The organism is Cloacibacterium sp. (assembly GCF_047601505.1).
GTDB lineage: Bacteria > Bacteroidota > Bacteroidia > Flavobacteriales > Weeksellaceae > Cloacibacterium.
Genome location: NZ_JASGJD010000001.1, coordinates 1,756,615 through 1,779,314 on the forward strand (window position 1 = coordinate 1,756,615; position 22,700 = coordinate 1,779,314).

15 protein-coding genes and 1 tRNA gene are annotated in these 22,700 nt (G+C 31.5%); 14 read left to right on the top strand and 2 right to left on the bottom strand.

Annotation, left to right across the window (positions count from 1 at the left end):
* Positions 1-10: 10 nt before the first annotated feature.
* The 6 genes from QM746_RS08230 to QM746_RS08255 all read left to right on the top strand — a co-directional run bounded on the left by QM746_RS08230 (position 11) and on the right by QM746_RS08255 (position 6,575).
* Entirely contained in the window at positions 11-475 is a 465-nt protein-coding gene (locus QM746_RS08230) for a hypothetical protein (protein ID WP_414983772.1), read from the top strand.
* A gap of 18 nt (positions 476-493) precedes the next feature.
* Positions 494-1,831 (top strand): L-lysine 6-transaminase, encoded by a 1,338-nt coding sequence (gene lat, locus QM746_RS08235; protein ID WP_414983773.1) that lies wholly within the window; start codon positions 494-496, stop codon positions 1,829-1,831.
* Between the two features lie 135 nt (positions 1,832-1,966).
* The gene (locus tag QM746_RS08240) at positions 1,967-4,939 is read left to right on the top strand and encodes an amidohydrolase family protein (RefSeq protein WP_414983774.1); all 2,973 of its coding nucleotides are present in this window, start codon (positions 1,967-1,969) and stop codon (positions 4,937-4,939) included.
* A gap of 11 nt (positions 4,940-4,950) precedes the next feature.
* Entirely contained in the window at positions 4,951-6,225 is a 1,275-nt protein-coding gene (locus QM746_RS08245) for an amidohydrolase family protein (protein WP_414983775.1), read from the top strand.
* 34 nt (positions 6,226-6,259) lie between these two features.
* Positions 6,260-6,493 (top strand): DUF2007 domain-containing protein, encoded by a 234-nt coding sequence (locus QM746_RS08250; RefSeq protein ID WP_414983776.1) that lies wholly within the window; start codon positions 6,260-6,262, stop codon positions 6,491-6,493.
* 8 nt (positions 6,494-6,501) lie between these two features.
* Positions 6,502-6,575: transfer RNA gene (locus tag QM746_RS08255), tRNA-Ala, on the top strand.
* 48 nt (positions 6,576-6,623) lie between these two features.
* On the opposite strand, the gene QM746_RS08260 is transcribed toward QM746_RS08255, so the two are convergent.
* Both QM746_RS08260 and QM746_RS08265 read right to left on the bottom strand, forming a co-directional pair.
* Positions 6,624-7,952, bottom strand: a complete 1,329-nt coding sequence (locus tag QM746_RS08260) for a sensor histidine kinase (protein ID WP_414983777.1) — start codon at positions 7,950-7,952, stop codon at positions 6,624-6,626.
* A gap of 23 nt (positions 7,953-7,975) precedes the next feature.
* On the bottom strand, positions 7,976-9,310 hold the full coding sequence (locus tag QM746_RS08265) for a sigma-54-dependent transcriptional regulator (RefSeq protein ID WP_414983778.1): 1,335 nt from the start codon (positions 9,308-9,310) through the stop codon (positions 7,976-7,978).
* A gap of 222 nt (positions 9,311-9,532) precedes the next feature.
* Here QM746_RS08265 and QM746_RS08270 point away from each other — a divergent pair, with 222 nt between their 5' ends.
* The 8 genes from QM746_RS08270 to QM746_RS08305 all read left to right on the top strand — a co-directional run bounded on the left by QM746_RS08270 (position 9,533) and on the right by QM746_RS08305 (position 22,561).
* On the top strand, positions 9,533-10,777 hold the full coding sequence (locus tag QM746_RS08270) for an efflux RND transporter periplasmic adaptor subunit (protein ID WP_414983779.1): 1,245 nt from the start codon (positions 9,533-9,535) through the stop codon (positions 10,775-10,777).
* A gap of 12 nt (positions 10,778-10,789) precedes the next feature.
* Entirely contained in the window at positions 10,790-12,187 is a 1,398-nt protein-coding gene (locus QM746_RS08275; RefSeq protein ID WP_414983780.1) for a DUF4932 domain-containing protein, read from the top strand.
* A 5-nt stretch (positions 12,188-12,192) separates the two neighbouring features.
* Complete coding sequence (locus tag QM746_RS08280) at positions 12,193-12,891, top strand: GIN domain-containing protein (RefSeq protein ID WP_414983781.1); 699 nt, start codon at positions 12,193-12,195, stop codon at positions 12,889-12,891.
* A gap of 34 nt (positions 12,892-12,925) precedes the next feature.
* On the top strand, positions 12,926-13,648 hold the full coding sequence (locus QM746_RS08285; RefSeq protein WP_414983782.1) for an ABC transporter ATP-binding protein: 723 nt from the start codon (positions 12,926-12,928) through the stop codon (positions 13,646-13,648).
* A gap of 104 nt (positions 13,649-13,752) precedes the next feature.
* The gene (locus tag QM746_RS08290; RefSeq protein ID WP_414983783.1) at positions 13,753-16,164 is read left to right on the top strand and encodes an ABC transporter permease; all 2,412 of its coding nucleotides are present in this window, start codon (positions 13,753-13,755) and stop codon (positions 16,162-16,164) included.
* A gap of 94 nt (positions 16,165-16,258) precedes the next feature.
* Entirely contained in the window at positions 16,259-18,694 is a 2,436-nt protein-coding gene (locus QM746_RS08295) for an FtsX-like permease family protein (protein WP_414983784.1), read from the top strand.
* A 101-nt stretch (positions 18,695-18,795) separates the two neighbouring features.
* Complete coding sequence (locus QM746_RS08300; RefSeq protein ID WP_414983785.1) at positions 18,796-20,088, top strand: TolC family protein; 1,293 nt, start codon at positions 18,796-18,798, stop codon at positions 20,086-20,088.
* Between the two features lie 358 nt (positions 20,089-20,446).
* Entirely contained in the window at positions 20,447-22,561 is a 2,115-nt protein-coding gene (locus QM746_RS08305; RefSeq protein WP_414983786.1) for a DNA topoisomerase 3, read from the top strand.
* The last annotated feature ends 139 nt before the right edge of the window (positions 22,562-22,700 follow it).

Here is a 22,700-nt window from a genome sequence, read left to right on the forward strand (position 1 = left end):
GATTAAAAAAATGTTTACTGAAAGAAAGAAATACTATTCAACAAAAAAAGTAAATGAAATTATTGATTTACTTAAAAACAATACTTTAGATGAGTTTTTTTTCAATTTAATTCCAAATAAAAATCTTTTATTTGAAGGAAAAATTAATGAAAATAAATTCAGAATACAAGAAGTGTTACCAAGAAGGTATGGTTTAAAACCAAATATTTTTGGAACTCTTAAACAAGATAATGAAAATGCACACATAGAAATACTAATTAGACCAAGATATAGATCTTTCTTGTTTTTATTATTCTTATTAGTTTTCATTCTTACTTTTGAATATTTGATAATATTTGAAATAAAACAAGTTCAACTAATAATTGTTTTCTCAATAATTTCTATTTCTATTTTATTTATATCATATTATTCATATAAAGAGAAAGCAAAAGAAATAAAATTAAATTTTGAAAAAACTTTGGACTTAAAGCCTTAAACTCGAAACAAAAAAGATATGAACAAAACAATAGAACTCAGCCATGAAATTTCTGGCAACAAAGTAAAAGAAAGCTTAGGAAAACATCTTTTGGCAGATGGTTTTGATTTCGTGATGGATTACGAAAAATCTCACGGTTCTTGGATTGTAGATAGATTGACGGGTAACAAATTTCTGGATATGTTTTCTATGTTTGGTTCGGCTTCTGTTGGCTATAATCATCCTTATATTGTAGAAAAATCGGCTTGGTTGGGCAAAATGGCGGTTTACAAACCTACGATGTCAGATGTTTATTTGCAAGAATTTGCAGATTTTGTAGAAACTTTCGGTAGAGTGGCGATTCCAAAAGAATTGCAGTATTGTTTTTTTGTAGAAGGTGGCGCTTTGGCGGTAGAAAATGCTTTAAAAACTGCTTTTGATTGGAAAACTAGAAAAAATTGGCAAAAAGGAAGTAAAACTGAAGGTTCTGCGGCGATTCATTTCAAACAAGCTTTTCACGGAAGAAGTGGTTACACATTAAGCTTAACCAATACTTCAGACCCTAGAAAATATCAATATTTTCCACTTTTTGATTGGCCTAGAATCATCAATCCTAAGTTGCATTTTCCAATTACAGAAGAAAATTTACAAGAAACCGTCAAAAACGAACAATTGGCTTTAATTGAGATAGAACAAGCTATTTTAACGAATCCTGATAAAGTAGCGTGTATCATTATTGAAGTAATTCAGGCAGAAGGTGGCGACAATCATTTCCGAGATGAATTTTTTGTAGAATTAAGAAGAATTTGTGATGAAAATGATATTTTATTAATTTTTGATGAAGTACAAACAGGAATTGGGATTACCGGTAAAATGTGGGCTTTTCAGAATTTGAGTGTCGTTCCAGATGTGATTTCTTTTGGTAAAAAAGCTCAAGTTTGTGGCATTTTGGCAAGTAAAGAAAAATTGAACGAAGTGGAGCATCATGTTTTTGCAGAAAGCTCCAGAATCAATTCTACTTTTGGAGGTAATTTTATTGATATGCTGAGGTTTCAATTGGTTTTAGAAATCATTGAAAAAGAAAATTTACTTGAAAATGTACAAAAACAAGGCGAATTTCTATTAAATGGTTTACTAAAACTTCAAGAGAAATATTCAAATATGATCTCGAATGTGAGAGGGAAAGGCTTAATGTGTGCGTTTGATTTGCCAAATGGTGAAGCGAGAAAAGATTTTCAAGAAAAATTGTACGAAGAAAATGTTATTATTTTGATTTGTGGAGATTGTTCATTGCGTTTTCGTCCACATCTTAACGTTACACAAGAAGATTTGCAATATGTGTTAGAAAAAATAGAAAAAATTGTACAGAAATATTAATTAGGATTTTTTTTATAGAAAGTCGGGTTTTATTTATAAAATTCGGCTTTCTTTTTTTAAAATACCTATAAAAAATAGGGGGTATTGCAAAAAAAATACTATTTTAGCTCGAAATTTAACCTAATCTAAAAATCTATGAAGAAAATTTTTATTTCTTTAGGTTTGATTTTTTCGGGATTGTATTATGCGCAAGTTGGATATTGGCAAAATGATACTACCACAAAAGATCAAAGTCTATACGTAATCAAAAACATTACCTTGTATCAAGATTATAAAACAGTTATTAATGATGCTGTTTTGGTGGTTCAGAATGGTAAAATCCTAGAATCTGGAAAAGTATCCATTCCTAAAAATGCAGTAGTAATTGATGGTAAAGGTGCTTATGTTTATCCTTCTTTTATAGATTCTTATACCAATATAGGTGTAGAAAAGTCTGAAAATAAAGAATACAATAGCGGAAGTATTTATACTCCAAATACTGCTTCTTTTGCAGCTTATAATGATGCGGTGAAATCTTACACCAGAGCTGCCGATACTTTTACCAATCAATCTAAAGCTTACGAAGAATATTTAGCTCAAGGTTTTGGTACTGCTTTGGCATTCAATCAAGATGGAATTGTGCGTGGTTCTGCGGTTTTGGTTACTTTAGGACAAGGAAAACCTTCGGAAAAAATAGTGAAAGAAGATGCTGCTTTTCTTCTGTCTTTCGATAAAGGAAGCTCTAAACAATCTTATCCTACGTCTCTCACAGGTTCTATCGCTTTGCTAAGACAAGCTTATTTAGATGCAGATTGGTATGAAAAAGGTGGAAATTTAGAACAAAAAAATCTGAATTTAGAAGCTTTTAATAAATATAAAAAATTACCAACCATCATAGAAACTTCCGAAAAATGGGATGTTTTGAGAGCTGATAAAATTGGCGACGAAGCTGGTTTTCAGTTCACTTTTTTAGGTTCTGGTAACGAATATCAAAGAGCTAAAGAAATAAAAGCGACCAACGGTGCTTTAATTTTACCGTTAGAATATCCAAAAGCTTATCAGGTTAACGATGCTTTAGATGTAGATGCAGCTGATGTTGCAGTGCTTAAACATTGGGAAATGGCGCCTTACAATGCAGTTTTTCTCTCAAAAGAAGGTGTTCCGTTTTCTTTTACAATGAATAAAATGAAAGACAAATCTACTTTTTTTTCAAAATTGAGAGAATTGTATAAAAATGGTTTGTCTAAAGAAGAAATTATCGCTGCACTTACTGATAGACCTGCTAAAAATTTCAAAGTTGAGAATACTTTAGGAAATCTAAGAAAAGGTTCTATTGCAAATTTTGTGATTTTTTCGGACGACCTTTTCAATAAAGATGCAATGCTCTACGAAAACTGGGTAAACGGAAAAAGTTTTGTGGTAAATAAAATTCCAGAAGTGGATGTGAGAGGAGAATATTCTTTAAACATTAATAATCAAACGTATGATTTAAAAATTAAAGGAAAAATAAACAAACCTGAAGCTTCTGTTTCTAAAGATAAAAAAGACGGTAAAGCAAAACTGAATTTTACCGATTATAAAATGGCTCTGGAATTGGTTTTACCAAAAGATAGCGTTCAGAATTACAGAATTCTTTATCCTGTTGCCGATTTTAAAAATAAACAAGGCTTTGCTTTAAACAAAGAAGGAAAAGAAATTCCATATACTATATCCTTTGTTAAGGAATTAGCCAAAGAAGAAAAGAAAGAAGAAGATAAAAAATCTTCGGAAATAGGGGAAATTTGGTATCCTTTTTCAGCTTTCGGCAACGAATCTTTACCTGTTCAAAAAGATTATCTCATTAAAAATGCTACCGTTTGGACAAATACTGATAAAGGAATAGTAAAAAATTATGATGTTAAAATTTCTAAAGGAAAAATTGTAGAAGTTGGAACGAATTTAGCCAAAGGAAATGCTGAAGAAATAGATGGTACAAACCTGCATTTAACCAACGGAATTATTGATGAACACACGCATATTGGTCTAGCAAGAGGGGTAAACGAAGCGGGAAGCAATTCTTCTGCCGAAGTAAGAATGGCAGATGTTTTAAACCCAGATGATGTAAATTTCTATCGTCAACTTTCTGGCGGTGTTACTTCTGCGCAACAATTGCATGGTTCTGCAAATCCAATTGGAGGACAATCTTCTATCGTTAAATTTGAATGGGGAGAAAATGCCGACGGAATGAAATTTCCAGATGCACCAAAATTTATAAAATTTGCGCTCGGAGAAAATGTAAAACAGAGCAATTGGGGAAATAATCCTAATCGTTTTCCGCAATCTAGAGGTGGTGTAGAGCAAACATACGATTTTTGGTTTACCAGAGCTCTGGAATACGAAAAAGAAAAAGCAACCAACAAAAATTACAGAAAAGACCTTCGTTTAGAAACGCATTTAGAAATTTTGAAATCACAGCGTTTTATCACTTGTCATTCTTATGTTCAAAGTGAAATCAATATGTTTATGAAAATTGCAGAGAAATTCGGTTTCAAAGTGAATACTTTTACGCATATTTTAGAAGGTTATAAAGTTGCAGACATTATGAAAAAACATGGTGCAAATGCTTCTACTTTTTCAGATTGGTGGGCTTATAAAGAAGAAGTAAGAGAAGCAATTCCTTACAATGCTGCTTTATTAATGCAAGCTGGTGTTAATACTGCTATTAATTCTGATGATGCTGAAATGGCAAGAAGACTAAACCAAGAAGCTGGAAAATTAGTGAAATATGGAAATGTTTCTCAAGAAGATGCTTGGAAAACCGTTACACTAAATCCTGCTAAAATGTTGAAAATTGATAAAAAAGTAGGGAGTATAGAAGTGGGAAAAGATGCAGATTTGGTACTTTGGACAGATAATCCGTTGAGTATTTATGCTACGGTAAGCAAAACTTTTGTAGATGGGAAATTGCTTTTTGATGGGAAAGAACAAATTGCAAAAGACGAGAAAATAAAAGCAGAAAAAAACAGAATTGTTCAAAAAATGCTTTTCTCCGAAGATACTAAAAAAGGAAATACCCAACCTTTGAAAAAAGAAGAACCTAAGTTGTATCATTGTGATACTTTAGAAGAATCTGAAAATCATTCACATTAATTTTTTAGAAAATGAAAAAGTTTAAAACCATCATATTTTTAGGGATTTCGGTATTAGGTTTGGCTCAGAGACCAGCTCCTGCACCAGCTCAGAAAAATCCTATCGCGATTACCAATGCAACTATTCACACAGGTAATGGCAATGTACTTCAAAATGCTAGTATCGTTTTTGAAAACGGAAAAATTACTCAAGTTAATGGAGCAATTCCATCAAATGCAGAGATTATAAATGCTCAAAATAAACACGTTTATCCAGGGTTTATCTTGGTAAATAATACACTTGGCTTGGTAGAAATAGAAGCAACTAGAGCTACAGTTGATACACAAGAAGCGAATGATATTACGCCAGAAGTTCGTTCGTTAATTTCTTTTAATACAGACAGTCATGTAATTCCTACGGTTAGAACTAATGGGATTTTGCTTACTCAACCCGTTTTAAAAAGCGGAACAATTTCTTGTACTTCTTCAATTGTCAATTTGGATGGTTGGAATTGGGAAGACGCTGTAGAGGTAAAAGATAATGTTTTACACATGTCTTGGCCTACCATTTCTACTCGTTTTTTTGATGAAAAAAGAGAAGCGGAAAGAAAAGAAATGAGAGCAAAAAAATTAGAAGAATTGAAAAGTTTGTTCACCAGAGCTAAAGCTTATCAAAAAACCAACGTTAAAGACTATAAACTAGAAGCAATACAACCTGTTTTTAATAAAATGAAACTTTTTGTAGATGTTTCTAGCGCTAATGAAGCTTTAGAAGTTATAAAATTTGCAAAAGATTTAGACTTAAAAAATGTAGTTTTAATTGGAGATGCTAATCTTGAACCCGTTTTGGATGATATCAAAAATAGCAATTTTCCTTTAATTTTAACAAGAGTACATTCTCTTCCTACAGGCAATTCTATGTCGCCAAGATTGCCTTATCAGTTTGCAAAATTGGTTTCGGATAAAGGGATTTTATACGGATTAGATTATAGTGGTGATATGGAATATCAAGGTTCTAGAAATTTACCTTTCTTAGCCGGAACTACCGTTGCTTACGGAGTTGAAAAAGAGAAGGCTTTACAAAGTATTTCTTATAATATTGCTAAAATTTTAGGTATTGATAATAACTTTGGAAGTTTAGAAATTGGCAAAAGTGCTACACTTTTTATTTCGGAAGGTGATGCATTAGACCAATTGACTAATCAAGTAACTGAAGCCTTTATTGATGGAAGAAAAATTAACTTAAATAATCAACAAAAAGAACTTTACAACAGGTATAAAGCCAAATATTCTTCAATTAATAAATAAATTTTATTAATTTTATAGCCTAAAATTTCAAAATATGGGCGCGAAATTACCTAAAGTATCTGTTTTTGAAGCAGATGAAATGGTTTATATACAGATTGTTAAGAAAAAATTAGAAGATGCGGGCATTGCTTGTTCTGTTAGTACAAAGTACCTTAATACGATGCTTGCAACACCTACAGCTACTGCTTTGAAATTAGAAGTTAACATTAATGATGAACAAAAAGCTTTTGAAATTATTGATGAATATCTTCAATCTAAAGAAAATTAAATAAAAATGGGGGATTAGCTCATCTGGCTAGAGCGTTAGACTGGCAGTCTAAAGGTGGTCGGTTCGATCCCGATATCCTCCACTTTTTTAGCACTTATCTTCAATGGTAAGTGTTTTTTTTATTAAAATATTATATTAGCCAACCTTCAAAGGAACTGCCATTTTCGGTTTTTCTGTAAGTAAGATATCCGTTGTGTGCTTCCATAATGCTTTTGGCAAGAGTAAGCCCAATTCCAGAACCGTTTTGACGAGTTGTGAAAAAAGGTAAGAAAATTTTGTTGGCAATTTTTTCGTCTATTCCGCCGCCGTTGTCTTCTACTTTTATTAAGATTCTATTGTTAAATTCTTGTAATTCAATGCTTATTTTCTTTTGAGTTTGAAGATTTTCTAGCGCAAAAATAGAATTGGTAATCAGGTTTACCAGCACACGTTCTATCATTTTTTCGTCAGCTTTGATATGGAAATCTTTTAAATTTAAAACAATTTCGATGTTCTTGTTTTTAAATTCGGTATTGAAAATTTTCAAAACATTTTCTACACAATTTTTCAGATTAAAATGTGTTTTTTTCGGTTTTGGAAGCTCTGCAACTTGCCTATAACTGTCTATAAAATGCAATAACTGTTGAGATTTTGAATTGATGATTTTTAGGCTGTCTTTTATATCATCTTGGTCTTCTTTCGTTAATTCTTCTTGCTCTGTAATGTATTCAAGATTGTGAACCAAACTGTTTACCGGCGTTAAAGTGTTCAGTAATTCGTGCGAAATTACCTTCATAAGATTATTCCACGCTAATTTTTCTTTTTTATCAATAATTTTCTGGATAGATTCTAAAGAAATCACACAAAAATCGTTGTGTTGAGTTGTAATTCTAGATGTTCGAATCGAGTAAGATTGTTTGCTGCTTTCTTGTATGGAAACATCTATAAAATCTTGCGAATCTTGGTAAGAAGTCTTCTCAATTAAGTTATAAAATTCTGGAATTTTACTTTCATAAAAACTCCAATTGTTGTATTTCGGGATTTTCAGAATATTCATAAAACTGGGATTACAATAGAAAACCTGCCAGTTTTTTTCTTCTTTGTTTTTGCTTAGAATAATGAGTCCGATTTCTAATTTATTCAGAATGGTGTCGTATAAATTTTTGTAAGAATAAAGCTGGTTGTGCTCTTCTTTGCTTTGATAATAAAGTTTTACAGAAGCATTTTTAAGGTCATCAAAATGTTCTTTTTTAGGGAAAAGTGAAAAATCTTTTTGCAGAATAGAAGTGATGATTTTCTCTGTTTCTTTAATTTTTGCCGAGATGAGAACATAACAATATCCCATCAAAATGCAAGAAAACGACGCAAAAAGAAGAGTGCTGAAAAATAGTTTTTCAATCCAAAAATGATAGGCAATAATCCCGAATACAATGCCCAAAATGCTGAAAAATAACCACTGAAGAAAATAATGTTTTTTCATTTTTTAGTTCAAATTTTTCTTTTTTATATTCCAAATTTCTCCATTCTTCGATATAATGATGCTCTTGTTAAACCTAAAGCTTCAGCTGCCAAAGTAATATTTCCTTTGTGTTTTTTCAACGCATTTTTAATCATTTTTTCTTCCATTTCTTCTAAATTTAAAGAAGTGATTTGTTCTTCAGAAGCAGAATGAGAGAGAGAAAGTTTAATATTTTCGTTCTCAGACAAAATAATTTCTCGTTCTACAGAATGCTCTAATTCTCTTATATTTCCTGGGAAATGATAATTCTGCACTTCTTCCAAGTTTGTAATTTTGAGGTTGCTTTTCCCATATTTTTTTTCATATTTTTTGATGAAAAATTCGGTTAAAGAAGCAATATCTTCTTTTCTTTCTCGCAAAGGAGGCAATTCTACTTCTACAGTGTTGATTCGGAAATACAAATCTTCTCTGAAGGTGTTCTCCGAAATCATTTTTTTCAAATCAGCATTGGTAGCAAAAATAAAACGAACATCTGGAAAGCGTTCTTTGGTTTCTCCAATTCTAGAAAGTTTTTTGGTCTGAATTAGAGTCAATAATTTTTGTTGAAGTTGAGGAGTCAAATTTCCAATTTCGTCTAAGAAAACGGTTCCTCCATCAGCATTTTCAATTTTTCCTGCTTTGTCTGTTTTTGCATCGGTAAAAGCTCCTTTTGAATAACCAAAAAGTTCTGCTTCGAACAAGTTTTCCGAAATTGAACCCAAATCTATATGTACAAAAGGTTCGTTTTTTCTTTTGGAGTTTTGATGGATATATTCAGCCATAACATATTTTCCGGTTCCGTTTTCTCCCAAAAGCAAAAGATTTGCATCGGTAGCAGCCACTTTTTTGATGGTGTTGATGGCTTGCTGCATTTTCGGAGATTGCGTTTGCAATTCATAATTTTCTGCATTTTCTTGAAGATTTTCCCATTGTGAAAGTTTTTTATTTTTTCTAGAAATATCTACCGCAAGATTTACAGAAGCATAGAGTTTTTCGTTGTTCCAAGGTTTTAGAATAAAATCGGTTGCGCCATTTTTCAGAGCTTCTACTGCCAATTCTACTTCGCCGTAAGCCGTCATCAGAATAACAGGGACGTCTTTATCAATTTCTTTAATTTCAGAAAGCCAATACAAACCTTCTTTTCCGTCTTCAAAACCTCTTCGGAAATTCATATCCAAAAGAATAACATCAATTTGATGATTTTGAAGAGCCGTAATAATTTTATTAGGAGAATTAATGGTAACTACTTCTGTGAAAAATTTTTTGAGCCAAACTCTCGCCGAAAACAAAATGTCTTCGTCGTCATCTACAATTAAAATTCCTGCTTCTTTTTTTCGCATATTTTTATTTTATCAGAAATGATTTCAGTTGATTTTAGCAATTCAAACTTAAGAAAACAAAATTTTTAACTTTTCAATTGTTCATTTTCGAACGAAAAGTGTTCGAAATCGGACAGTTTTTATTTTGTTTTGATTTGAATTTCTTCTCATTATCAGTGTTTTATAACTTTTTAAATTTGTGGCATTCAGCTTGTGTAATATATTGTAAATCAATTCACTGTAATGGATACGAAATTAGAAAAAAAACAATCTAAACTCAAAATTATTTTAATTATTTCCGCAATTATTATTGCTGTAATTCTTTTTTCTGTTTATTTTTTGAAGCAGAAAAAAACGTATAATATTCCGTCAGACGAAATGCAAATTTCAGAAGTAACGTATGGTAAATTCGAAGATATGTTGATGATTACAGCTCAATCTCAATCTCTTCATTCTTCTTTGGTAAATGTTTTGGAAGGCGGAATGGTAAAAGAAATTTATGCAGAAGACGGACAAATGGTGCACAAAGGCGAACCGCTTGCTAGAATTTATAATCCAAATACAGAATTCAATTTCATGAATCAGGAAACGGGAATTATGCAGCAAATTAGCCAAATGAGAAGTTCACTTTTAGAACTAAAAAATCAGGAATTCAATCAAAATAAAGAATTATTGCAATCTCAGAACGATTACAACACGGCTTTGCAAACGTATAATCTTCAAAAAAGATTGTATGACGCTGAAATTGGAAGAAAAACAGAATTTGATTTGGCAAAACAAAATTTAGAATATCAGAAAAAACGAAAACAATTGACAGAACAAGGTATTCAAAATGAAAATAAATCTAGAAATCAACAAATTGCAGATGTTAATAAATCTATCGGGCAAATGCAGAAAAGTTTGGATGTTCTGAGAAATAACAAAAATAATTTCTTGATTTTGGCTCCTGAAACAGGCAGATTGTCTTCTTTCAATATTAATTTGGGCGAAAATCTTACTTCTGGACAAAGCATTGGAAAAATAGATTTGATGGACGGTTATAAATTGGTGGCAAAAATAGACGAATACTACATCAATAAACTTCAACCTGGGATTAAAGGAACTTTGGACAATATAGACCAATCGTATAAAGTAATCGTTACCAAGATTTTACCAGAAGTGAAAGACGGACAATTCTCTGCTGAACTTAATTTTTCAGACGAAAACAAACCTAAAGATTTAAGAATTGGGATGACTTTCGGAGTGAAATTAAAACTTTCTGCCGATACACAAAGCATGATGATTCCGAAAGGAAATTTCTTTAAAGATTCTAACGGGAAATGGGTTTTTGTTGTAAAAGGAAATAAAGCCGAAAAACGAAACGTAACTTTGGGAAGAGAAAATACATTGTATTATGAAGTGGTTTCGGGATTGAAAAACGGCGAAAAAGTAATCACTTCAGATTATACAGATTATAAAAATTATGAAATTTTAGAAATTAAAAAATAAATGAAAATGGTTTTGAAAAAGAAAATTTTAGGAGTTTGTGTTTTTTTTGCTTCGGTTTTTGGTTTTTCGCAAGAAAAATTGATTCCTAAAGTTGATGAAAGAGTAGAAGCGGTAAGTATTGTTTTTAGACTTGCAGGCGCAGAAGAATACAGCAGAAATGACAATGAAAAATATGCAGAAGACATCAGGACTTATTTTGAACCTTTTAAAAATTCAGAAATTATAGAATTTATTAAAGAAAATAGAAACCAAAATGGTTTGGGAAATGATGCTGTAATGTCTATGGCGACTCATATTTCTTTCGAAAAAAATAAATTCAAGTTGATAACAGAAAAAGAAAATACTTTAGACAAAAGATGGGCAAAAGTAGATATTAAGAAGTTTGTTTCACTGTTGAATGAATTCTATAAAAAAACAAATTTTCAGGAATTTTTTAACAATCACGCTCAGGATTATGCAAAAGCAGAGAAAGAATATGAGAAAGTTGTTCTGAGTGATTTTAACCAAAATTGGTATTCTAAATTCTATGGAAAAACGCCTAATGAAGAGTATAAAATTATTTTAGGCTTTGGAAACGGTGGCGGGAATTATGGCATAAAAGTAAATCCTAAAAATGGCAAAACTATCGTAAATGCAATAGTTGGAGTTTGGAATTTTGATGAAAACGGAGAGGCGAAATTTGATAAAAATGAGTTTCAAGCATTGTTAATTCACGAATTCAATCATTCTTTTATCAATTATATTTTAGAGATGAAAGATTATCATGCTCAATTGCAAAATTCATCTGAAAAAATCTACAAATTGGTTGAAAAAGAGATGAAATCTCAAGCTTACGGAAACTGGGAAACAATGATTAACGAAAGTTTGGTGAGAGCTTCTGTCATTCGATATATGATAGATAATAATTACTCTCAAAAAGAAATTAATGAAGAAATTTTGATACAAAGAGGGCGTAAATTTCTTTGGATTAAAGAATTGGTAGATTTGCTTGGAAACTACGAACAAAACAGACAAAAATATCCAACTTTAGAAAGCTTTTATCCAGAAATTATAGCGTTTTATAATAATTTAGAACCTAATTTGAAAACCTTAATTAACCATCAACCGAAAGTAGTTTCTGTATCGCCAGACATTTGGAATAAAGAAGATGTAGATGCAAGTATTACAGAAATTACCGTCAATTTTAGTACAAAACTTTCTTCGGAAAGAATGAACGTGAAGGTTGGCAATTTGGGAATGGAGCATTTTCCGTTGAAGCAAAGTTTAGGTTTTGAGAATGAAAATAAATCGATAAAATTTAAAGTAGAACTAAAACCAAATACAGAATACGAATTTATTCTCGGAAACAGATTTAGAGACCAAGCAGGATTTCCATTAGAAGAAACCACGATAAAATTCAAAACAAAATAAAAATTATGAAAAATATTTTAACATTATTCATTGGAGCGGTGATGCTACAATCTTGCATCATTATAAGAACAGATAGAGACGGCGTTTACAGAAATTATGACAACTCAGAAAAAGTACAAGATTTTGCAGGAAAACCAATGGAAAGCAGAGATTTTGAGGTGAAAAAATTCTCAGAAATTAAAGCGAATTCTGCTATGAAAGTTTACATAAAAAAAGCAGCTCAACAAAAAGTTGTGGTAAACTCTAACGCAATTAATTACATCGTAGTTTCGTCTGAAAACGGAATTTTAAAAGTAGAATATAACAATCAAAATAATTCTATAAACAATGTAAATGCAGAAGTTACGGTTTATACGCCAGATTTTGAGAGACTTTCTGCTTCTAGCGCAGGACAAATCTTCATTAATGATGATTTTCAATTGAATAAATTAAAAATAAATCTTGACAGTGCAGGAAAAGTAACGGGAAATATTTTTGCGGAAAAATTATTTGTAAATGTTTCCAGTGCCGCATTTTTAGAGTCTAAAGTTCAATCTAAAATCATTGAAATTGATGCGAGTTCTGCTTCTAAAGTAAATTTGAGCGGAAGTACGGAAGAAATTAAAATAAATGCTACTAGCGTTGCAAAAATTAATCTTGAAAATTTGAAATACAAAAATATTCAGCAAGAAAGCAGTTCTTTAGCTAAAATTTATGTGAAATAATTCAAAAAAATCATCAACCAACAACTATAAAATTATGATTACAACAAGCAATTTATCAAAAATCTATAAAACGGAAGACGTACAAACTACAGCGCTTAACAAAGTGAGCCTCAATATAAAACCTGGAGAATTTGTAGCAATAATGGGACCTTCAGGTTGTGGGAAATCTACTTTGTTGAATATTCTCGGGCTTTTGGATGCGGCTTCAGAAGGTTCTTATCTTTTTGAAACTACAGAAACTGTAGGAACTTCTGAGAAGAAAAAATCTGATATCAGAAAGAAAAATATTGGGTTTATTTTTCAGAACTTTAATTTGATTGATGAATTAACTGTTTATGAAAACATAGAACTTCCATTAATCTACAACGGTGTTTCTTCCTCAGAAAGAAAAAAACGTGTAGAAGAAATTATGGAGAAAATTAACATTGCACATCGTGCAAAACATTATCCACAGCAACTTTCTGGCGGTCAACAGCAACGTGCTGCTGTTGCCAGAGCTTTGGTAACGAGACCAAAATTAATTCTTGCCGACGAACCAACTGGAAATCTTGATAGTTCTAACGGAAACGAAGTAATGAATCTTTTGGCAGAACTTCACCGCGAAGGTTCTACCATCGTAATGGTAACACACTCTTCTTATGATGCTGGTTTTGCATCAAGAATTGTGAATATGAAAGATGGCGAAATCTACAGTGAAGAACATGCAACACAAAGAAAAGATGTTTTCGAAAAAGCTGATGCTAAGGATTTTGAATAAAAAGTCAGAAGATGGAAGACGGAAGTCCGAAGTTGCATACTACTTAAATTTTAATTTTTAATCATCCGACATCCAGCTTCGGACATCGGACAAAATGAACAATTATGCTTAAAAACTGGCTCAAAATAGCATTTATCAATTATAAAAAGAACTGGCTTTCTACGTTTATCAATTTATTTGGATTAACGGTAGGTTTAACTGGTTTTATGCTCATTCTCATGCATTGGAATGACGAAGAATCTTACGAAAAATGGAATCCCAAAAAGGATAATATCTACTATTTTCAAACGTATAATAAAAAGGAAAATACTTATGGAGCTGCTATTTCTGTTCCGTTAGCAGAAAATGCAAAGAAAAGAATCTCAGAAGTTGAGGATTTTGTTTTAATGACGAATACAGGGAGTGCTTACAAGATGACGACTAAGTATAAATCTGTTTACCAAGAAAATGGTTTTGCTTTTTCGGAGAACTTTTTTAATTTTTTTCCTTTCAAACTAATTTCTGGAAGTTATAAAAATGCTTTGAAAAATGATACTGATATTATTATTTCAAAACAAACAGCACTGAATCTTTTTGGTAAAATAGATGTGATAGGAGAAACCATTAAAATTAACACCACTAATTTTATTGTAACCGCAGTTTACGAATTGCCAGAAGGAAATAGCCAGATAAACCCAAATTTTGTTATAAAACCAGCCGACCAATTAAAAAATGATAAAGAACAATGGGGAAATTTCAATTATGGTTGTTTTTTTATGTTGAAAAAAGGTGCAGACCCAAGAACTTTTGAGAAAAAATTTCTAGATATTATTATGCTCAGAGCAAAGTTGCAATCTAAAGGTTCTGGCATTACGCCTCAGCAATATATTGATATGTATGGTCCTACAGATTCTTTGCTTACTCCTTTAGATAAAATAAAATTGCACGCAAAATCTACTTGGTTTGGAATGCCAGATTTTAAAACGTTATTAATTCTGTTTACACTATCTGTTCTTATTGTAATTCTTTCGGCGATTAATTTTATTAATCTGAAAACCGCTCAATCATCGCAACGTGCTAAAGAAGTGGGGGTAAGAAAAGCCATTGGAAGCAGTAAATTTTCATTAATTTTTCAATTTTTACTAGAAACATTTATCATTTGTATCATGTCGTATTTTCTTTCACTCGTTTTAACGGAAATTTTGTTGCCAAGTTTCAACAAATTCTTTAACAAAGAAATTACAATGAACGATTGGCGAATTTATTTCTATTCTTTATTGATGGTTTTGGTAGTGACTTTAATTTCTGGGATTATTCCTGCAATTTATTTGTCAAATTTCAAAGCAATTGAAACTTTGAAAGGCAATTTTTCGAGAAGCAAACATGGGATTTGGCTTAGAAACGGAATTCTTTCTATTCAATTGGTTATTTCATCTTTTTTCATTATTGGTGGTTTAATTGTTCACAGCCAAGTAAAATATATGATGAATAAAGATTTGGGTTATGACGGCAAACAAGTTTATCAAATTAATTTTAATGAATACGGACAAAAACCTTGGCTAAAATATGAAAGATTGAAAGCGGAAATGTCTAAAATTTCTGGTGTTGAAAGCATTTCTTATTCCGAAGTTCCTCCAGGAACATATAATTTTAGCAATTCTAACATGGATTATATGGATACAAGCATCCAAGCGCAACACGGTTCTATGGATTATGATTATCTTCAGTTTATTGGAGTTAAACTTCTAAAAGGGCGTTGGCTAAATCCGAAATTGGCATCAGATACCATTAATACAGTGTTAGTAAATGAAGCTTTTGTGAGAAAATTTGGTTGGACAAACGACCAAGCTATGAAGAGAGAAATTAAACCAGGATTTGACTATAAACCGTATAAAATTGTAGGAATTGTAAAAGATTTCAACATCCGAAGTTTGAAAAGCGAAGTAGAACCTATAATTTTTTTCCACTACAGAGAAACAGAATGGAAGCGTTTTAATATGAATAATATTCAGTTTAAAATAAAAGCAAATGATATTGACGGGACGGTAAACAGGATTAAAGATTATTGGACAAGCAAAGTAGAGCAAGGATATCCTTTTAATGGCTATTTCATCAATAAACAATTTGCAAAATCTTTCGAAAAATATCAAAAACAACAAACGCTTTTTACGATTCTCAATGCTATGGTTTTAATGGTAGCTTTATTAGGATTATTTGCTTTGTCATCATTAATGATCGAGCAAAAACTGAAAGATGTAGCCATAAGAAAAACTTTAGGAGCTTCGGAAAGTACTTTGGTTTTTGGACTTACCAAACAATTCTTGTGGATTACAGCAATGGCAGTTTTTGTCAGCATTCCGATAAGTTTTTATCTGATGAATGAATGGTTGAAAGATTTCGCTTACAGAATAGATATGCCGGTTTTCCCGTATATATTTAGTTTAGTGATTTTACTTCTCTTAACTTTTGCAGTAGTAAGCATCAAAGCATACAGAGCTACAAAAGTAAACCTTGTGAAATATTTGAAATACGAATAAGTTGGAAGACGGAAGTCCGAAGTTGCAAATTCCTTAAATTTTAATTTTTAATCATCCGACTTCCAGCTTCGGACATCGGACAAAATAAACAACTATGATAAAAAATTGGCTCAAAATAGCATTCATCAATTATAAAAAAAGCTGGCTTTCTACAATTATTAATTTATTGGGATTGAGTTTAGGTTTGTGTATTTTTCTAATGGTTTTCATTCATTGGCAAGACGAAAAATCTTATGAACAATGGATTCCGAATAAAGAAAATATTTATTTGGTGGAGAATTCTAACCCAATTTTTGGAACTATGGTAGTTTCTAGTTATCCCGAACTTTCGGTTTCAAAAGAAGAGTTTCCAGAGATTGAAGATTTTGTTATTGCAAACAGTTGGAAAGATGAACAAGTAATGTTATTGGCAGATGGCAAAACTGCTTATGTAAATCCGTGTAGAGCTACGAGTAATTTTTTTGAGTTTTTTCCTTTCAAAATTATTTCAGGAAGTTATAAAAATGTTTTAAACGGAGTAGAAAAAATAGCAATTTCTGAAGAAACAGCCAAATTATTATTTGGTAAAGAATATAATAACAGCATAGGAAAAACCTTTCGTATTGATGGCTCTGAAAAGAATTATGTTGTAACAATGGTTTATCAGTTGCCCAAAGAAAATACAATTTTTCGTCCAGGATTTGTGATGGTAAGTCCAAGTTTTATAGAAAATAAAGATGGCTTAAAACAATGGCTTAATTCTAGTTTTGTAGGTTATTTTAAATTAAAAAAAGGAACTGATATTCAGAATTTAGAGAAAAAAATTACAGATTTATATAACAAACACGAGAAAATAGAAACCCTTGCTTGGGGAGAAAAGTATGACGAGAAAGATAAATCCAAAGTTTATCTTACACCTATCACAAAAATGAAATTAGAAGCCAAAAGCGAAGGTATAGACAAAGGAGACAAAAAATCTATTATGATTTTGCTGGGTCTTTCTGCTTTAATTTTGCTTTTATCAGGAATTAATTTAATTAATTTGAAAACAGCACAAGCTTCTCAACGTGCCAAAGAAGTGGGCGTAAGAAAAGCGATTGGAAGTTCAAAATCTAAAATAATTGCTCAGTTTTTATTAGAAAATTTAATTATTTGTGTTGCGGCTTATATTATTGCATTTGCTTCCATAGAATTGTTGTTGCCTTCTTATAACAAATTTTTAGGAAAACAAATTCAACTCAATGATTATCGAATTTTTATCTATTCCGGAGTTTTATTGTTGGTTTTTGCATTGGTATCGGGATTCATTCCAGCGATGTATTTGTCTAATTTTAAACCAATTAATACTTTGAAAGGGAATTTTGCAAGAAGTAAAAGTGGCGTTTGGCTCAGAAATACTATTTTGAGTTTACAATTAATTATTTCTTCGTTTTTCATTATTTGTTCTTTAATTATTCATACTCAGGTAAAATATATGATGAATAAAGATTTGGGTTTCAAAGGAGACCAAGTTATTCATATTCATTTCAAAAAAACAGATTGGAGGGATCATTATAATTCAAAAAAATATTTAAGACTCAAAAACGAAGTTTCAAAAATTGCTGGCGTAAAAGACATTACAGGTTCTGTTTTTCAAATTGGCGTGGGAATGTTCAATACTTCTTCGGTAAGAAAAGCTGAGGATACAGCAAAAATTCTGAATAATGTTGGCGTTGGAGGTATAGAATACAACTATTTTAAATTCTACAAAATGAAATTTGTTTCGGGGCGAGATATAGATTTACGTTTGGCTTCTGATACCATTTCTGGAGCTATTGCTAACGAAGCGTTTATCAGGAAAATGGGTTGGAATAAAAGCGATGCTCTTGGAAAAGAAGTTCTTCCGGGTTGGGAAGACAAGAAAAAATACAAAATTATTGGCGTTCTCAAAGATTTTTATATTAGTGGTGTTGATAAACCTGTAGAACCAATGATGTATTTCAATTATGATAGAAATTGGTCTAAAGATAATATGACAAATCTGCAAATAAAACTTTCTGGCGACGATATTGATGGAACTTTAGAACGAATTAAACAATTTTGGCTCACCAAAGCAGAACCTGGCTATCCTTTTGAATATGAATTTGTGGATAAACAATTTGCCAAAACTTTTGAGAAATTCCAAAAGCAACAAACACTTTTTACCATTTTAAATATCGTGGTTTTGTTGGTAGCATTGCTTGGTTTATTCGCCTTGTCTTCTCTTTTAATTGAACAAAAATTGAAAGATGTAGCCATCAAAAAAACGTTGGGAGCAGACGAAAGAACAATTGTTTGGGATTTAACCAAAAGATTTTTAATTATTGCCTCAATTGCTGTAATCATCAGTATTCCATTTGGTTACTATGCCATGAACGAGTGGTTGAAAGATTTCGCTTACAGAATCGAAATGCCAATTTGGCCATACATTTTGAGTTTTGCAATGCTGTTGCTGTTAACATTTGCTGTGGTAAGCATCAAAGCATACAGAGCTACAAAAGTGAATCTTGTGAAATATTTGAAATACGAATAAGTTGGAAGATGGAAGACGGAAGTCCGAAGTTGCAAACTACTTATATTTTAATTTTTAATCATCCGACTTCCAGCTTCGGACATCGGACAAAATAAACAACAATGAAAAAACTCTTCTTCATATTGCTGATTAATTTTTTGCCGGCTCAGCAAAAATGGAACTTGCAACAATGTCTGGATTATGCCATGAAAAACAGTCCGGATGTGCAACAAAGCATTATTAATGTCAATAAAAACCAAAGACAAATCAACGCAGCTAAAGGAAATTTGCTTCCTGCGGCAAGTATCGGGATGAATCATAATTACAGTTTTGGAAACGGAATTAATACGCAGAACAACCAAAGAGAAGCGATTAATACGCAAACGGACAATTTCTATGCGTTGGCAAGTACAGAATTATTCAACTGGAAAAATTATCTCAATATTTCTCTTTCAAAAATAAATAAAGAAAGTTCAGAATACCGATTGAAAACCGTTCAAAACGATGTTAAACTCAGCATTATTGGTTTGTTTTTTCAATATATGAAAGACAAATCCTGGTTTGAAGTGCTGGAACCTCAAATTTCTGGTATGAAAGAACAAATTGCCAGAACCGAAAAAGAAGTAGAAATTGGGAATCGTGCAAAAAGTGATGTTTACGACATAAAAGCCAACTTTGGAACCATACAAGAACAGTGGATTTCGGCGCAAAACCAAATGAATATTTCTAAAATTAATCTTTTGGCAGCACTCAATATTAATAAAGACAGCATCGATTTTGTTTCGGATGAAAATTCAGAAATAACGCCAAATTTTATCAATTCAAAAGAAATGATTGACAATTTGGTTCAAAAAAATCCAATTTTTATTGAAAATCAAAAAGAATTGGAAGCTGCAAAAATGAAGATTAAAGCTGCAAAATCAGATTATTTGTCTACCATTTCGGCACAATATCAATGGTCTTCTTTTTTTAACAAAAATCTGAAAGAAGATTTAACAACTAATTTTTCAACACAATTTAATCAAAACAAAAATTCTCAGGTTTCTATAGGGCTGAATGTTCCTTTATTTCAAAAGTTTCAGGTGAAAAATGCTGTAGAAACTGCAAAATTAGATCAACAATACATAGTTTTTGAAAACCAAAAGAAACTTAATGATTTGTACAAAACCCTCAATGTAATCGCAGAACAATATGACAATGCCATTGAAAAAAATAAAATTTTACAACAAAATTTCGAAAATCAAAAGTTATCTTTCGAGCGTTCTGAAGAAAAATATAAAGAAGGATTGATGGATGCTTATACATTTTTTGTGGTAAGAAACAGTTGGCTTCAGGCAAATTACAACCTCAATTCCAGCAAGTTCGATGTGATGCAACAACAAGCATTGATTAACGTTTTCGAAAATAATAACTAAAAGAATGACCTCTAGTTCATTATATAAAAAATTAAACGCTAAGACGCAAATGATTTTTTTTCAAATGATTACGTTTTTAAGACGCAAAGTTTTAACTCTGTTAAAATTGAAAATCATTGATTTTCTTGCGCCTTAAAAACAGTTTCAATAAAAATTTTAATTGCGCCTTTGCGTATTTTACTTTTAATGAATAATCTCAATGAATTTTGATAATGCTTTACGGGTAGAATACTATTTTTTCACATCAACTAAATTTAATTTTACTGTTCTAATTTTTAGAGCAGTTTTTTATTTTGTACATTTATGTTTCAAAAGTTTATAAAAAATTGCAAATTTGCACCCCATTTAGAATTTGAAAATGAAACTTTGTATTGCAGAAAAACCAAGTGTAGCGCGAGATATTGCCAAAGTTTTAGGAGCTACAACTCCTAAAAGCGGTTATATGGAAGGAAACGGTTATTGTGTAACGTGGACTTTCGGGCATCTTTGTACCTTGAAAGAACCTCACGATTACGCCCCAGAATACAAAGCTTGGAATCTTTTTTTGTTGCCAATTATTCCTAAAAATTTTGGAATTAAACTCATCAATAATAATGGCGTTGAAAAACAATTTAAAGTTATAGAAACTTTGGTGAAAGACTGTGATGAGGTAATAAATTGCGGTGATGCTGGGCAAGAAGGAGAACTTATTCAGCGTTGGGTTTTGCAAAAAGCAAAATGCAATAAACCGATGAAACGACTTTGGATTTCGTCTCTTACAGAAGATTCTATAAAAGAAGGTTTTGAAAATTTAAAACCTGCCGAAGATTACAAAAATCTCTATTTAGCGGGTAATGCCAGAGCTATTGGAGATTGGCTTTTAGGAATTAATGCCACCCGACTTTTCACCAAAAAATTTGGACAAAATAAAGCAGTTTTGTCTATCGGTAGAGTGCAAACTCCTACTTTGGCAATGTTGGTGAAGCGTCAGAAGGAAATTGATGCCTTTGTGCAAGAAGATTATTGGGAGCTGAAAACAAAATACAGAGAAGTAGTTTTTAATGCGACAATAGACAGATTAAAATCTCTAGACCGTGCCGAAAAAGGTTTGGATTATCTCAAGCAAAATCTTTTCGAGATTATTTCTTTCGAAATTAAAGAAGGAAAGGAAAAAAATCCTAGATTATTTGATTTGACAGGACTTCAGGTAGAAGCCAACAAAAGATATGGTTTTTCGGCAGAAAATACACTTAATTATATTCAAAGTCTTTACGAAAAAAAGCACACTACTTATCCTAGAGTAGATACTACTTACCTTTCGGAAAATTTATATCCTAAAATTTCGGGAATTCTTAGAAGTATGAATTTTTATTCAGAATTAATTGCTCCGCTTTTGGAAGCGCCAATTCCTAAGAACAAGGCCGTTTTTGATGATTCTAAAGTTACAGACCATCATGCGATAATTCCTACAGAAATTTCGCCTTCTAGCAATTTAAGCAGAGAAGAAAAACTGATTTATGATTTGGTGGCAAAGCGTTTTATTGCTGTTTTTTATCCAGAATGTAAAATTTCTAATACTTTGGTTGAAGGACAAGTAGGAACAATCAATTTCAAAGCTTCGGGGAAACAAATTTTAGAACCTGGTTGGCGAGCTGTTTATGCTAAAGACCAAAAAGATAATTCGGAAAAAGACGAAAAAGACGAAGAACAGCTGATTCCAGAATTTACAGTTGGCGAAAAAGGCGAACACGAACCTTTTATTCATCAAGGAAGAACTTCTCCGCCAAAACCATACACCGAAGCAACTCTTTTGCGTGCAATGGAAACCGCAGGAAGGCAAGTGGAAGACGAAGAACTGAGAGAACTTTTGAAAAATAACGGTATTGGAAGACCTTCTACCAGAGCTAATATTATTGAAACGCTTTTCAAAAGAAAATATATCGAAAAAAAGAGGAAAAACCTAATTGCTACACAAACAGGAATTGATTTAATTGATACTATTGAAGACGAATTACTGAAAAGTGCAGAGCTAACAGGTGAATGGGAACAGAAACTCAGAAAAATTGAAAAAGGAGAGTACGAAGCTCAGGATTTTAAAGATGAATTGATTGAAATGGTCTCTCAACTTACCAAAAAAGTTATTGATAGCAAAGGAAAAGCGATAGCTTGGCAAGAAGAAAAACCTAAGAAAAAAGAAACGAAAGAAAAAAAAGAAACCAAAAAATCTGAATTTAATTGGGAAGAAACGATTTGCCCTAAATGTAAAACCAATCATTTGATGAAAGGAAAAACAGCAATTGGTTGTAAAGAATTCAAAGAATGTGGTTTTAAAATTCCTTTTCAGATTTTTGGAAAAAAACTTTCAGAAAAACAAATTCAAGACTTAATTGTGAAAGGGAAAACTTCTAAACTGAAAGGTTTTACAGAACATCCAGTGAAAATAGAGGACGGAGTTCTGGTTTTAAAAGAAGATTATAGTATTGAATTAAAATGATTTAAGTCCTTTTCTTCTAAATATTAGGACTTTTTTTAAATATTACGATTAAAATCTCAAAGTGAGACAATAAATTTGTATATTTGCTTGAAATAAAAAATTACATCCAACAATGTATCGCAAAATAATTTACCTAACA

Excerpts from the sequence above, each read along its gene's own strand:
- QM746_RS08230 (WP_414983772.1), top strand. The coding sequence starts at position 11 with ATGTTTACTGAAAGAAAGAAATACTATTCAACAAAAAAAGTAAATGAA.
- lat (WP_414983773.1), top strand. The coding sequence starts at position 494 with ATGAACAAAACAATAGAACTCAGCCATGAAATTTCTGGCAACAAAGTA.
- QM746_RS08240 (WP_414983774.1), top strand. The coding sequence starts at position 1,967 with ATGAAGAAAATTTTTATTTCTTTAGGTTTGATTTTTTCGGGATTGTAT.
- QM746_RS08245 (WP_414983775.1), top strand. The coding sequence starts at position 4,951 with ATGAAAAAGTTTAAAACCATCATATTTTTAGGGATTTCGGTATTAGGT.
- QM746_RS08250 (WP_414983776.1), top strand. The coding sequence starts at position 6,260 with ATGGGCGCGAAATTACCTAAAGTATCTGTTTTTGAAGCAGATGAAATG.
- QM746_RS08260 (WP_414983777.1), bottom strand. The coding sequence starts at position 7,952 with ATGAAAAAACATTATTTTCTTCAGTGGTTATTTTTCAGCATTTTGGGC.
- QM746_RS08265 (WP_414983778.1), bottom strand. The coding sequence starts at position 9,310 with ATGCGAAAAAAAGAAGCAGGAATTTTAATTGTAGATGACGACGAAGAC.
- QM746_RS08270 (WP_414983779.1), top strand. The coding sequence starts at position 9,533 with ATGGATACGAAATTAGAAAAAAAACAATCTAAACTCAAAATTATTTTA.
- QM746_RS08280 (WP_414983781.1), top strand. The coding sequence starts at position 12,193 with ATGAAAAATATTTTAACATTATTCATTGGAGCGGTGATGCTACAATCT.
- QM746_RS08285 (WP_414983782.1), top strand. The coding sequence starts at position 12,926 with ATGATTACAACAAGCAATTTATCAAAAATCTATAAAACGGAAGACGTA.
- QM746_RS08290 (WP_414983783.1), top strand. The coding sequence starts at position 13,753 with ATGCTTAAAAACTGGCTCAAAATAGCATTTATCAATTATAAAAAGAAC.
- QM746_RS08295 (WP_414983784.1), top strand. The coding sequence starts at position 16,259 with ATGATAAAAAATTGGCTCAAAATAGCATTCATCAATTATAAAAAAAGC.
- QM746_RS08300 (WP_414983785.1), top strand. The coding sequence starts at position 18,796 with ATGAAAAAACTCTTCTTCATATTGCTGATTAATTTTTTGCCGGCTCAG.
- QM746_RS08305 (WP_414983786.1), top strand. The coding sequence starts at position 20,447 with ATGAAACTTTGTATTGCAGAAAAACCAAGTGTAGCGCGAGATATTGCC.